A 13415-nucleotide genomic window follows, 5' to 3' on the forward strand; every position below is an offset into this window, starting at 1 on the left:
GGCCGAGGGGTGGATCGGGTTCCAGTCGAACGGGCTCCTCCTCGACGGGGCCCGGGCCCGGTCGCTCGTGGAGGCGGGCCTGGGGCGCATCTGCCTTTCGCTCGACGCCGTGAGCCCCGCCACCTTCGCCCGCATCCGCGAGGGCGGGGACGTGGGGGCCCTGGACCGGGCCTTCGCCGCCCTGGCCGAGGCCGAGCGGGCCGTGGGCCGCCGGGTGGAGAAGGGCATCGAGTTCGTGGCCATGCGCGACAACGTGGCCGAGCTTCCCGCGGTGGTGCGGTGGGCCGCGGGCCGGGGCGCCACCTTCGCCCTGGTGACCCAGGTGCTCCCCTACGACGAGCGCCTCGTGGACCAGGCCGCCTACGACCCCAACACCGACGTGGCCGTGGGGTTCTTCGAGCCCTGGCGGGAGCGGGCCCGGCGGGAGGGGATCGATCTCGGCTGCTACTTCGAGGTGCTCTGGAAGTACACGAAGACCCCGGAGGAGCAGCGGATCGTGGAGTTCGTGGAGGCCATGAAGGCCGACGCCCACGCCCGGGACATCTTCGTGAACGTCCAGAAGATCCTGGAGCGCGACGAGGCCTGGCTCGAGCGGGTCCAGGAGATCTTCGCCGAGGCCGCCCGGGCGGCGGCCGAGGTGGGCCTGGATCTCCGGCTCCCCGAGGTGGTGCCCCGGGGCGACCGGCGGTGCGACTTCGTGGAGGAGGGGAGCGCGTTCGTGAGCTGGGACGGCGGGGTGCACCCCTGCTACTTCCTGTGGCACGGGTACCGGTGCTTCGTGAACGGCCGGGAGAAGTTCGTGCGGCCCAGGGTGTTCGGCCGGGTGCCCGAACGGGAGATCCTGGAGATCTGGAACGACCCGGCCTTCCGGGCGTTTCGCGAGAGCGTCATCCGCTACGACTACCCCTTCTGCTCCGACTGCAACCTGGCCAAATGCTGCGACTACGTCCAGGCCGAGGAGTTCGAGCAGGACTGCTTCCTCAACGCCGAACCCTGCGGCGACTGCCTGTGGTGCAAGGGCGTGTTCCAGTGCCTGCGGTGAGTCCCCCAAGCGACGCGAAGGCCCGTCCGGGGGAAGGCTGGGACGCTGGGGCGCGAAAATCTTGGACGATTCGGCGTTGATCCCGTCCCCCCTGTGGGAGCGGCTTCCGTACCAGGGGCCAGAAGTCAGAGGCCAGGTGTCAGAGAATCCCTGTCCTCTATCCTCTGACGCCTGCTGTGGGCCTGCCCTGGGCGTTCCCTTGCGGTTCGTAGGGCCCCGAACGAAGCGGCCTCGGAAGGCTTCCCCGGCGCGATCCGGCTTGCCACAGACCCGAAAGCCCATGGTCTCGGCCCGGTGACCGTTCGCGCGGGTTGGGACGGGCACGTTCGATGGAATCGTGAGGAAGGAAAGCGGCCCGGCTCCCGGGCCGCCGAGCCGCGGGCCACAACACGAGGAGTTTTCCCGATGTCCCAAACGCTCTATGTGTACGACCCCGCGCTGTGCTGCCCCACCGGTGTGTGCGGCCCCTCGGCGGACCCGGTGATGGCCCGGTTCGCGGCCGACCTGAACTGGCTCGAGCAGAAGGGGGTGCGGGTGGTGCGCAAGAACCTGGCCCAGGAGCCCCAGGCGTTCGCCACCGACCCCCGGGTGGCCGAGGTGCTGCGGACCGAGGGCACCGCCGGGTTGCCCCTGGTCTTCGTGGACGACCGCGAGGTGACCCGGGGGCGCTACCCCGACCGCCGGGAGCTCGTCGAAGCCCTGGGGCTCGACCCGGCCCCGGCGGGCCCCGTGTTCGAGATGGCCGGCCCCGGCGGGTGCGATCCCTCCACCGGGTGCTGCGGGTAGGTCGGGGGCGCCGGCCCCCGGACGATCCGGCGTTCCCACGCTTCAGCCTTCACCCACGATCCTCACGCGAGAACCCCATGAACCCAGTGTTTGAACGCATGCCCCGCCACGTGTTTTTCACGGGCAAGGGCGGGGTGGGGAAGACCACCCTCGCCTCGGCCACGGCCGTGGCCCTGGCCGACGCCGGTCGGCGGGTGCTCCTGGTGTGCACCGACCCGGCCTCCAACCTGGACGAGGTCCTGGGCACCCCCCTGGGGCTCGAACCCCGGGCCGTCGAAGGGGTGGCCGGACTTTACGGGGTGAACGTGGACCCCGAGGAGGCGGCCCGGGCCTACCGGGAGCGGGTGGTGGGGCCGGTGCGGGGGGTGCTCCCGCCCGAGGCGGTGCGGAGCATCGAGGAGCAGCTTTCGGGGGCCTGCACCGTGGAGATCGCGGCGTTCGGGGAGTTCGCGCGGTACCTGGGGGACCCCGAGGCCACGGCCGGGTTCGACCACGTGGTGTTCGACACGGCGCCCACGGGGCACACTCTGCGGCTCCTGGAGCTCCCGGCCGCCTGGACCGAGTTCATCGCCACGAACACCACCGGCACCTCGTGCCTGGGGCCGCTCTCGGGGCTGCGGGAGCAGGAGGCGCGGTTCCGGGCGGCCCTGGGGCGGCTCGCCGACCCGGTCCAGACCGAGGTGGTGCTGGTGGCCCGGCCCGACCGGGAGTCCCTGGCCGAGGCGGCCCGGGCCAGCCGGGAGCTGGCGGCCCTCGGCATCGGGAACCAGCGGCTCGTGGTGAACGGGGTGTTCCGGGCCCGGGATCCGGTCGACCCCCTGGCCCGGGCCTGGGAGGCCCGGGCCGCCGAAGCCCTGGCCGCGCTCCCGGACCCTCTGCAGCCCCTGGCCCGCTGGGAGGTGCCGCTGCGGCCCCACGAGTTCGTGGGGGTGGAGGCCCTGCGGTCCCTGTGGAACGGCCACCACCCCCCGCCCCCGGCGGAGGAGGCCGACCCCGGGGCCTGGGAGGACCTCGACGGACTGGTGGACGAGTTGGCGGCCCGGGGCAGGGGGCTCGTGCTCACCATGGGCAAGGGGGGCGTCGGGAAAACCACCGTGGCGTTGCGGGTGGTGCGGCGGCTCGCGGCCACCGGCCGGCCGGTGCATTTCACCACCACCGACCCGGCGAACCGGGGGGCGCTGGACCTCCCGGCCGGGGTCACGGCCACCCGGATCGACCCGAAGGCCGAGACCCGGGCCTACGCGGCAGAGGTCATGGACACCGTGGGGCGGGAACTCGACGACGAAGGCCGGGCCCTGCTCGCCGAGGACCTTCGCTCGCCCTGCACCGAGGAGATCGCCGTGTTCCGGGCGTTCGCCCGGGAGGCCGCCCGGGCCGAGGAGGGCTTCGTGGTGGTGGACACCGCGCCCACCGGCCACACGCTCCTTCTCCTGGACGCGGCCCAGGCCTACCACCGGGAGGTGGAGCGGTCCCGGGGGGACCTCCCCGAGGCGGTCCGGCGGCTCCTGCCCCGGCTCCGGGATCCGGCCGCGACGGCGGTGCTGGTGGTGACCCTCCCCGAGGCCACCCCGGTGCACGAGGCCGCCGGGCTCGCGGCCGATCTCGAGCGGGCCGGGGTGCGGGTGTTCGGATGGGTGGTGAACCAGAGCCTCACCCCCCACCGGGTCACCGATCCGGTGCTCCGGGCCCGGCGGGCCGCCGAGGGCCGCTGGCTCGGGGAGGTGCGGTCGCTGGCCCCCCGCATGGCCGTGGTGCCCTGGGCGCCCGGTTCCCTCCCGTCCGGGGCGTGATCGGGCACGAATCCTGCTTTCGGTGCTAGGGCGTGCCTGTACCTTCGCCCGACCCGGGAGGCGAGTGTCCATGCGCAAGCTCCTGCTCCTCGTGTTGCTGCTCCTCGCCGTACCCGCCGCGGGCGTCGGCGGGACGGACGACGGGGTGGTCCATTTCGGGGTGATCCCCCGGTACAACCCTCTGGTGATGTTCCGCTCGTACCAGCCCATCGTGGACTACCTCAGCGAGGTCACCCCCTACCGGTTCGAACTCCGGGTCGCCCGCAGTTACGAGGAGGCGGTCGAGTTCCTGAGCAACGGGGAGGTGGAGGTGGCGAGCCTGGGGGACGTGACCTTCGTGGAGGCCTACCGGGCCTTCGGGGCCGTGCCCCTCGTGAGGCCCCTGAACGCGGAGGGGCGGCCGTACTACCGGAGCATCGTCATCGTCCGGAAGGACAGCCCCATCCGCACCCTGGCGGATCTCAAGGGCAAGCGGTTCGCCTTCGGGTCGGTCCATTCCACCTCGGGCAACCTGATCCCCCGGGTTCTTCTGTTCCAACACGGGGTCCGGATCGAGGATCTGGCCGAGGCGGCCAACCTGGGCAAGCACGACATCGTGGCCAAGGCCGTGCTGAAGGGGGAGTTCGACGCCGGCGCGGTCAAGGACGTGGTGGCCGAGCGGTACCGGCCCCACGGGCTGCGGTTCCTGGCCGAGAGCGACCCCATCCCCTCGGTGCCCATCGTGGCCCACCCCGGGACCGACCCGGCCGTGCGCGAGGCCGTGAAGCGGGCGCTGCTGGCCGTGGACCCCGACGACCCGGCGTTCCGGGAGCGGCTCCGGGAGTGGGACCCCGAGTTCCGCCACGGGTTCGTGGAGGCCCGGGTGGAAGATTACCGGCCGATTTTCGAGCTCATGGACGGGTTCGAGCGCACCTGCGGGGGAGCGTGTCACTGATGCGGCTCGGCATCACCGGGAAGTTCGTGCTCCTGGCCGCCGGTCTCGTGGTGGTGGCCACGGCGGTGTGGGGGCAATGGACCTGGAACCGGGAGCGGGGGCTCCTGGAGGAGCGGCTCCTCCAGAAGGGCCGGATCCTTCTCTCCTCCATGTCGATCCCGGTGATCCAGGCCCTGCTCTACGAGGAGATGGGGGTGATCGAGGAGGGAGGGCTCCTCGACAGCTTCCTCGCCGACATCATGGCCCAGGAGGACCTGGCCCCGGTGTACGCCGTGGTGCTCGACCCCGAGGGCCGGGTGCTCGCCCACAACGAGTACGCCGAGTACGGCCGGGTGTACCGCGACCCCGTGAGCCTCAGGGCCCTGGAGGCCCGGGGGTTCCTGCAACAGCCGGCGGTCCACGCCGGGGTCACGGTTTGGGATCTCGCCTATCCCCTCGCGATCCACGGGAAGTCCTGGGGGGTCCTGCGGGTGGGGGTTTCCCTCGCGCCCCTGAACGAGGAGCTCCGGGAGCTGGCCGGGCAGATCTTCGGGTTTTCGGCCGTGTTCTCCCTGGGGGCGCTCGTGGTGTTCTGGGCCGTGGGCGCCGGTTTGGCCCGGCCACTCCTTCGGCTGCGGGCCCACGTGGAGGCCGTGGGCGGGCCCGAATACCCCGAGGTGGCCCCCTCGGGCCGGCGCGACGAGATCGGGGACCTGGAGCGGGCCTTCGCCGAGATGGTGGGGCGGCTGCGGGCGAGCGAGGCCGAGCGGGAGCGGGCCACCCGCAAGCTCCTCGAGAACGAGCGGCTCGTGGCCGTGGGCCAGATCGTGGCGGGGGTGGCCCACGAGGTCAACAACCCCCTGGCCGCCATCGAGAGCGCCCTGTTCCAGGTGGAGCGCTGTTGTCAGGGCGACGGCACCCGCTACGCCGGGGTCATCCGGGAGGGCCTCGAACGGATCCGCCGGGTGGTGGGCCAGCTCGTGGACCTGACCCGGTCGGGGGAGATCCGCCGGGAGCCCGCGGCGCTGCCCGAGGTGTTCCAGAGCGCGAGCCTGTTTGCCAAGATGGCCCTCAAGCGAAAGGGCGTGCGGCTCGAATCCGCCGGAGCCGTGCCCGACGTGGCGTTTCCGGCCGACCGGACCAAGGTCCACCAGGTGTTGCTGAATCTCCTTCTCAACGCGGCGGACGCCGCGGGCGACGGGGGCACGGTGCGGCTCGAGGCGGGGGCCGACGAGGACGCGGTGTGGCTCGCGGTGGAGGACTCCGGCCCGGGGGTCCCGTCGGGGGATGCCGAGCGGATCTTCGAGCCGTTCTTCACCACCAAGCCCCCGGGCAAGGGAAGCGGCATGGGGCTCGCCATCTCCCGGCGCATCGCCGAGGGGCACGGCGGCACGCTCACGGTGGAGCGGGGCCGCACGCTCCCCGGGGCCCGGTTCGTGCTGCGGTTGCCCCGCACGAACCCCGAGGGAAGGGAGTAGGCCGTGCGATCCCGGATTCTCCTCGTGGAGGACGACCCCCTTTACGCCGGCATGTTGTTCGAGGCGCTCGAACGGGCCGGCCACCCCGTGGCCCACGCGGGCACGGTGGCCGAGGCGGTGGCGCTTCTCGAGCGCGAGGCCTTCGGCGTGGCGCTCCTCGACGTCCGGCTCCCCGACGGCGACGGGCTCGACCTTCTGCGCATTCTACTGGAGCGCCAGCCCGATTGTTCTGCGCTGGTGATGACCGGCCACGCCTCGGTGGAGTCGGCCGTGGAGGCCATGAAGATCGGGGCCCAGGACTACCTGCCCAAACCGTTCCCCACCGAGGTGATCCTGCTGAAGCTGGAACGGCTGCTGCGGGCCCGGGCGGTGGAGGAGGAGCTCCGGGAGCTTCGGACCCGGGCCCCGGACACGGAGTTCGTGGGCCAGAGCCCTAAGGTGCGCCGGTTGCTGGCCACGGTGCGCACCGTGGCGCCCAAGGACGCGAGCGTCCTGATCCAGGGGGAGAGCGGCACCGGCAAGGAGCTCGTGGCCGAGATGCTCCACCGCCTGAGCCCGCGCGCCGGGGGGCCCCTGGTCCGGGTGAACTGCGGGGCGATCCCGGCCTCGCTCCTGGAGGCCGAACTGTTCGGCCACGAGAAGGGGGCGTTCACCGGGGCCGACCGGCGGCGCAAGGGGATGCTGGAGCAGGCCCACGGCGGCACCCTGTTCCTCGACGAGGTGGGGGAGATCCCGCCGGCCATGCAGGTGAAGCTCCTGCGGGCCCTGCAGGAGCGCCGGATCCGGCGGGTGGGGGGCGAGGCCGAGATCGAGGTGGACTTCCGACTCGTCACCGCCACCAACCGGGACGTGGCGGATCTGGTGCGGCAGGGGGAGATGCGGGAGGATTTCTTCTTCCGGATCGCCGTGATCCCCCTCGAGGTGCCCCCCCTCCGGGACCGGCCCGGCGATGTGGCCCTCCTGGCCCAGCACTTCATCGAGCGGCTGAGCCGGGCCCACGGCACCGAGCCCGTGCGCCTGTCTCCCGAGGCCCTGGAGCTCCTGGAGCGCTACCCCTGGCCGGGGAATGTCCGGGAGCTCGAGAACGTGATCGAGCGGCTCCAGGTGCTCACCCCGGGGCAGACCATCGCCCCTCGCCAGCTCCCACTCCCCATTCGGTCCCAGACCGCCCCGGCCGGCCTCTTCTACGAAGCCATGCCCACCGACCTTCCCCTCCGGGAGGCCGTGAAGCGGTTCGAGGTGCACTATATCCGCCGGGTCATCGAGGAAGAGGGCGGCAACAAGGCGGCGGCAGCACGCCGTTTGGGCGTGGCCCGGGAGACCCTGTGGAAGAAGACCACCCGCTGAGCCCGTTGCCAAACGGCAACGGCAGGCCGCCCGGATTTCGGTAGACAATTCAAGGGATTGCCCGGATCGGCCCAACCGTTGCCGTTTAGCAACGATTGGGCCGATGGTTTGCGCGGGAAGGGGCGCCCGGAAGGCCGGAGTCCGGCCCGAAAGCCATGGCCCGATTCTTGCTCTGCCGTTCCCTTCGGAATTCGGTTGGGTCGGCCCCCGGTCGCGGGGGCGGAACGCAAAGAGGTCCCCTTTTTCCGCTTCCCCCTGGGGAGCAAGGAGGTGGTCATGCAGGTGCGGCGACGGGAGTTTCTGAAGGCGGGGGCTGCGGCGGGAGCGGCGGCAGCGGTGGGCCTTCCGCCGCTGAACGCCCTGGCCAAGGTGAAGGACGTCAAGGGCCGGGGCCGGATGGGCGAGCGAAAGGGCCGGTGGGTGGCCACCACCTGCCAGGGGTGCACCACCTGGTGCCCCATCGAGGTGTTCGTGCAGGACGGCCGGGCCGTCAAAGTCCGAGGCAACCCCAGGTCGAAGCAGAACGACGGCACCTGCTGCCCCCGGGGCCACCTGGGCCTCCAGCAGGTGTACGACCCCGACCGGACCAAGGTGCCGATGAAGCGCACCAACCCCAAGAAGGGCCGGGGCGAGGATCCCAAGTTCGTCCCCATCACCTGGGACGAGGCCCTGGACACCATCGCCGACAAGCTCCTGGAGCTCCGCAAGAACGGCGAGATCCACAAGTACATGCTGATGCGGGGCCGGTACACCTACATGCGCGACGTGATCTACGACGCCATGACCAAGATCCTCGGCTCCCCGAACAACATCTCCCACAGCGCCATCTGCGCCGAGGGCGAGAAGTTCGGCGCGTTCTTCACCGAGGGGTTCTGGGACTACCGGGACTACGACCTGGACAACACGAAGTACCTCCTGGTGTGGGGCTGCGACCCCCTTAGCTCCAACCGGATGGTGCCGGCGGCGATCCGCCGCATCGGCAAGGTGCTCGACCAAGGCACCGTGGCCGTGGTGGACCCCAAGCTCAGCTCGATCTCGTCCAAGGCCCACGAGTGGCTTCCCATTGAGCCGGGCCAGGACGGGGCCCTGGCCCTGGCCATCGCCCATGTGCTCCTGACCGAAGGGCTTTGGAGCCGGGAGTTCGTGGGCGACTTCAAGGACGGGAAAAACCGGTTCCGGGCCGGCAAAGAGGTGGACGAGGCCAGCTTCGAGGAGAAGTACACCCACGGACTGGTGAAGTGGTGGAACCTGGCGGTCAAGGACGCCACCCCGGCCTGGGCCTCGCCCATCACCGGGATCCCCGAGGACCAGATCCTGCGGGTGGCCCGGGGGCTCGGGAAGGCGGCCCCCCACGCCGCGGTCTGGCTCGGGCCCGGGGCGGCCATGTAGGTGCGCGGGGCCTACGTGGCCATGGCGATCCACGCCCTGAACGGGCTTCTGGGGTCGGTGGACAACGTGGGAGGCACCCTGGCCAAGATGAGCCCCCCGGTCCACCATATGCCCAAGATCGACGCCTACCTGGACGAGGTCGCGAAAAAGGGCAAGAAGCACGAAAAAATCGACCAGCGCGGCCGCCTGGAGTTCCCCTCCCTCAAGAAGGGGAAGCCCGGCAGCGCCGTCGTCACCAACAACGCGGCCACCGGCATCATCAACGCCGATCCCTACGAGATCAAGATGGCGATCGGCTACATGAACAACTTCACCTTCTCCTGCAGCGGCGCCCATCGCTGGGAGCAGGCGATGGAGAAGATCGGGTTCTACGTGCATCTGACCACGAACCCCTCCGAGATGACCCAGTACGCCGACATCGTGCTGCCCTGCGCCATGACCACGTTCGAGCGGTGGGGGTACGTGAAGGGCAAGCAGAACCGGTACGGGTACGCCTCGCTCCTGCAGCCGGTGATCACGCCCCTGTGGGACGTGAAGATCGACGAGACCGAGATCCCCTACCTCATCGCCGAGAAGCTCGCGGCCAAGGGGTTCCCGAACCTCCTCGAGTACTACCGCAACGAGTTCCGGGACCCCGAGACGGGCTTGCCGCCCCGGAACGCCAAGGAGTTTGCCGAGTACGCGGTCAAGTACTACACGGCGCCCCTCTGGGACGGCAAAAAGGAGGTGGGCGGCGACCGGATCCGGGGCTGGGAGGAGTTCAAGGAGCGGGGCCTGTGGAACTCCGACCCCTACCCCTACAAGAAGCGCTGGGGCAAGTTCAAGACGAAGACCAAGAAGTTCGAGTTCTACAGCGAGACCCTGAAGGAGGCCCTGGAGAAGCACGCCAAGAAGCACAAGACCACGGTGGACGAGGTGCTCAAGGTCTGCAACTACGAGGCCCGAGGGGAGCTCGCGTTCGTGCCCCATTACGAGCCCCCGTTCCGGTACGGCGACCCGAAGGAGTTCCCCTTCGTGTTCGTGGACTACAAGAGCCGGCTCAACAAGGAGGGCCGCAGCCAGAACTGCACCTGGTACTACGAGTTCAAGAAGCTCGACCCGGGCGACGAGAGCTGGGAGGACGTGCTCAAGATCAACCCGGCCGACGCCCAGAAGCTGGGCATCCGCGACGGCGACAAGGTGAAGATCACCACGGTCACCGGCTCCTGGACCTTGAAGGCCAGGCTCTGGGAGGGGGTGCGGCCCGGCGTGGTGACCAAGTGCTACGGCCAGGGCCACTGGGCCTACGGCCGGATCGCGGCCCTGGACTACAAGAAGGCCGTGCCGCGGGGCGTCAACAACAACGAGATCATGCCCTTCGACACCGAACGGCTCTCGGGCAGCAACGTCCGGAACGGCGGGTTCACCGGCGTGCGGATCGAGAAGGCCTGAGCCCCAGCGTCTGAGGAGACGGAACCATGCCGAAATATGGAATGGTGATCGACCTTCACAAGTGCGTGGGCTGCGGGGCCTGCGCCGTGGCCTGCAAGACCGAGAACAACACCGACGACCGGGTGGAGGGCCAGCGCTACAACTGGGCCGACTTCATCGTGCGCACCGAGGGGACCTTTCCCAACGTGAAGTCCGAGACGATCCCGGTGCTGTGCAACCACTGCTCCAAGGCGGCCTGCGTGGAGGCCTGCCCGGTCACCCCCAAGGCCATGTTCAAGACCGAGGACGGCATCACGATGCACAACAACGAACGGTGCATCGGGTGCCAGGCCTGCCAGGAGGCGTGCCCCTACAGCGCCACCGACGTGGAGGACGAGGGCGTGCCCTACAGCGTGATCAGCTATATCGAGAGCGAGAGCGACCAGTACCGCCGGTGGAAGGACGCCACCGAACTCATCGAGAACTGCACCGCGTCGGGCGCCGAGATCGTGCGGCGCACCGAGCAGATGCCCCCCTGGCGCACGCTCTACAAGCACCCCGACTACGGGTCGGTGCGGCGGCCGGGCATCGTGGAGAAGTGCATCTTCTGCGAGCACCGGGTGAAAAACGGGGAACTTCCCTACTGCGTGGTGAGCTGCCCCTCGGAGGCCCGGATCTTCGGCGACCTCGAGGACGAGAAGAGCACGGTCAGCAAGCTGCTGAAGAAGCACAAATACTTCCGGCTCAAGGAGGAGGCCGGAACCGAGCCCAACGTCTACTACATCCGGAGCTTCTCGGTCCGGAGCTAGAGCCGGCGACGGGCGGGCCCGGCCGGACCGCCGGCCGGGCCCGCCGTGTGTCGGCAGGGAGGCGAGACCCTGGTGCGAGACCTGATCGAGACCGAGGCCCCGCGGGCCGAAAGCTATCGGCTGCTGAGCGCCCTGTTCTGCCTGCCAGACCTGGCCCTGTTCACGGAGGAGCGGGTGGCGGCCCGGCTCGCCGAGGCCCTGGGGCCGGTGGCCCCCGGGGCGGCGGCCAAAGCCCGGCGGCTCGGCGAGGTTCTGGAAGGGGCCGAAGAGACCGCGCTCCGGGTGGACTACGCCCGGCTGTTCGTCGGGCCCGGGGAGCTCCTCGCCCCGCCCTACGGGTCGGTGTACCTGGAGGAGGGCCGGGTCGTGATGGGGCCGTCCACCCAGGACGTGATCCGCCGGTACGAGGACGAGGGGATCGCCGTGGATCCGGAGTTCCAGGAGCTTCCGGATCACATCTCGGCCGAGCTGGAGTTCCTGTACGTCTTGGCCTTCCGGTGCCGGGACGCCGCCGCACGGGCCGACGAGGCGGCGGTCCGGGCGTACCGGCGAAAGCAGGGGGAGTTCCTGCGGGATCATCTGCTTCGCTGGGGGCCGGAGTTCGCGGGGCGGGTGGAGGAGCGGGCCGGGCAGGGGTTCTATCGGGAGCTGGCCCGGTGCCTTCGGGCGTTTCTGGCCGAGAGCGAGGCCCGGTACGCGGCGGAGGCCCTCGGAACGGAGGAGGCCCGTGCGGCAACTCCATGAGGCCCGGTGCGTGCGGCTTCGCTGCCGGGAGGCCGGGTGCCGCGCCTGCGCCGACGCCTGCCCCCGGGGCGCGATCGCGTTCGAGGACCGTGTCCCGCGGCTGGACCCCGCCGGGTGCCAGGACTGCGGCGCCTGCGCCGCGGCCTGCCCGGTGGAGGCCTGGGGAGAGGCATCGCCGGGCTTTGCGGCCCTTCCCCGGCGGCTCGTGTCCGAGGCCCGGCCGGTCCTGGGCTGCCGGGCCGAAGGGGTGGAGGCCCACGAGCGGGTGCCGTGCCTGGGCGCGCTCTCCCGGGAACACCTCCTGGCGCTGGCGGCCTTTGTGCCCCAGGGGGTCTGGCTCAACGCGACCCGGTGCGCCGAATGCCCTTTGGGCGAGGCGGTGGCCGGACTGGAGGAAAAGATCCGGACCCTTCCAGCCGGATGGGGACCGCGGCTCTGGGTCGTCAGGACGGCGGACGCCCTCGGGTTTCGACCGCGGGCCTGCGACCGTAGGGGGTTTTTCCGGAGCCTCCGCTCGGGGGTGGTGGGCCGGGCCGCGGAATGGCTCGCGGCGGGGGCTTCCGGCGCGGTCGAAGAGGCGCGGTCCAGGAAACGGGTGCCCGAACGTGTGGTGCTGCGGGAGGCGGCGCTCGCCACCCTGCCCCCTGACGAGAGGGGAACGGTGCGGGGCGCGGTGGCACCGGGGCCGCGGCGCGGTGAGGGGTGCACGGCTTGCGGCCGGTGCGCCGCGGTCTGCCCCACTGGAGCGATGGAGCGGGTGCGAGAAGCGGGTCGGCGCCAGGTGAAGTTCCTCCCGGAACGGTGTACCGGGTGCGGCGCGTGCGCCGCGTTCTGCCCGAGGGGGGCGATGTCCATGGGGGCCCCGACCGGTCCCGCAGAAAGGGAGGCGGCGTGAGGGATACCCGTACCGCCATCGTGCTGGCCGACGCCGAGGACGGCCGGTGGGCCTGGGAACTCCAGGGCGAGGCCCTGATCCACCGGGTGCACCGGATCCTCGAGGGGTTCTTCGACGAGATCTTCGTCGTGAGCTCCGACCCGACACCGCTCCAGGATCTGGGGTACAAGACCCTGGCCGACGAGTACCCGGACGCCGGGGTGCTGGGGGCCATCACCACGGGGCTCAAATACGTCTCGAGCCACTACGCCGCCGTGGTGGGGGCGGACATGCCGTTTCTCCACCCGAGGGTGCTCCGGCACCTCTACGGCCTCAGGAAGGGCTGGGACGTGGTGGTGCCCCGGGGCCCCCGGGGGTTCGAGCCCCTGTGCGCCGTGTACTCCAAGGCCTGCGTGGCGCCCATGGAGGAACGGATCGGGCGGGGGAACCTGAAGGTCCTCGACTTCATCAGCGACGTGCGCACCCGCATCGTGAACGGCGAGGACCTCCTGGCCCTCGACCCCGGCGGGCTCACGTTCCGCAACGTTGGCACCCGGGCCGACCTCGACGAGTGCCGGCTTTATCTCGCCCGGCTTCGCAGTTACGGGCCGCCCGCGGTGTCGTTCGTGGCCAAATCGGGCACGGGGAAGACCACGCTTCTGGAGAAGGTGATCGGCGAGCTCACCCGGCGGGGCTACCGGGTGGGCACCATCAAGCACGACGCCCACCGGTTCGAGATCGACCACGAGGGCAAGGACTCCTGGCGGCTCACCCGGGCCGGGGCGAGCCCCATGGTGATCTCGTCGGCCGAGAAGCTCGCCATGGTCCACCCC

Annotated in this window: 12 protein-coding genes and 1 pseudogene; all 13 read left to right on the forward strand. The window is 70.8% G+C overall.

Annotated features, from left to right (window positions below):
- The coding region (locus tag ACY0I8_RS12120; protein WP_461394963.1) for a radical SAM/SPASM family putative metalloenzyme maturase at positions 1-1042 on the forward strand (1042 nt) is incomplete at its 5' end.
- Between the two features lie 405 nt (positions 1043-1447).
- Positions 1448-1828, forward strand: a complete 381-nt coding sequence (gene arsD, locus ACY0I8_RS12125) for an arsenite efflux transporter metallochaperone ArsD (RefSeq protein ID WP_461394964.1) — start codon at positions 1448-1450, stop codon at positions 1826-1828.
- Positions 1829-1905: 77 nt separating this feature from the next.
- Complete coding sequence (gene arsA / locus ACY0I8_RS12130; protein ID WP_461394965.1) at positions 1906-3618, forward strand: arsenical pump-driving ATPase; 1713 nt, start codon at positions 1906-1908, stop codon at positions 3616-3618.
- A gap of 70 nt (positions 3619-3688) precedes the next feature.
- On the forward strand, positions 3689-4552 hold the full coding sequence (phnD, locus tag ACY0I8_RS12135) for a phosphate/phosphite/phosphonate ABC transporter substrate-binding protein (protein ID WP_461394966.1): 864 nt from the start codon (positions 3689-3691) through the stop codon (positions 4550-4552).
- Complete coding sequence (locus tag ACY0I8_RS12140; protein ID WP_461394967.1) at positions 4552-6009, forward strand: ATP-binding protein; 1458 nt, start codon at positions 4552-4554, stop codon at positions 6007-6009. Before phnD ends, ACY0I8_RS12140 begins: the two co-directional genes overlap by 1 nt.
- Positions 6010-6012: 3 nt before the next feature.
- On the forward strand, positions 6013-7356 hold the full coding sequence (locus ACY0I8_RS12145; RefSeq protein WP_461394968.1) for a sigma-54-dependent transcriptional regulator: 1344 nt from the start codon (positions 6013-6015) through the stop codon (positions 7354-7356).
- Positions 7357-7632: 276 nt separating this feature from the next.
- Complete coding sequence (locus ACY0I8_RS12150) at positions 7633-8745, forward strand: molybdopterin-dependent oxidoreductase (RefSeq protein WP_461394969.1); 1113 nt, start codon at positions 7633-7635, stop codon at positions 8743-8745.
- Positions 8746-10176 carry a molybdopterin dinucleotide binding domain-containing protein gene (locus ACY0I8_RS12155; RefSeq protein ID WP_461394970.1) on the forward strand — a complete coding sequence of 477 codons (1431 nt, stop codon included), beginning with the start codon at positions 8746-8748 and terminating at the stop codon, positions 10174-10176. It begins immediately after the preceding gene.
- A gap of 26 nt (positions 10177-10202) precedes the next feature.
- Positions 10203-10964, forward strand: coding sequence for a 4Fe-4S dicluster domain-containing protein (locus ACY0I8_RS12160; protein ID WP_461394971.1), 762 nt, complete (start codon positions 10203-10205; stop codon positions 10962-10964).
- A gap of 72 nt (positions 10965-11036) precedes the next feature.
- Positions 11037-11708, forward strand: a complete 672-nt coding sequence (locus ACY0I8_RS12165) for a TorD/DmsD family molecular chaperone (protein ID WP_461394972.1) — start codon at positions 11037-11039, stop codon at positions 11706-11708.
- Positions 11692-12603, forward strand: a complete 912-nt coding sequence (locus tag ACY0I8_RS12170) for a 4Fe-4S dicluster domain-containing protein (RefSeq protein ID WP_461394973.1) — start codon at positions 11692-11694, stop codon at positions 12601-12603. Before ACY0I8_RS12165 ends, ACY0I8_RS12170 begins: the two co-directional genes overlap by 17 nt.
- Positions 12604-12623: 20 nt before the next feature.
- Positions 12624-13019, forward strand: a pseudogene (gene mobA / locus ACY0I8_RS12175) (molybdenum cofactor guanylyltransferase); the annotation flags it as partial.
- A gap of 180 nt (positions 13020-13199) precedes the next feature.
- A partial coding sequence (mobB, locus tag ACY0I8_RS12180) for a molybdopterin-guanine dinucleotide biosynthesis protein B (protein ID WP_461394974.1) occupies positions 13200-13415 on the forward strand: 216 nt, incomplete at its 3' end.

The sequence above is a fragment of the Deferrisoma sp. genome, from assembly GCF_054681715.1.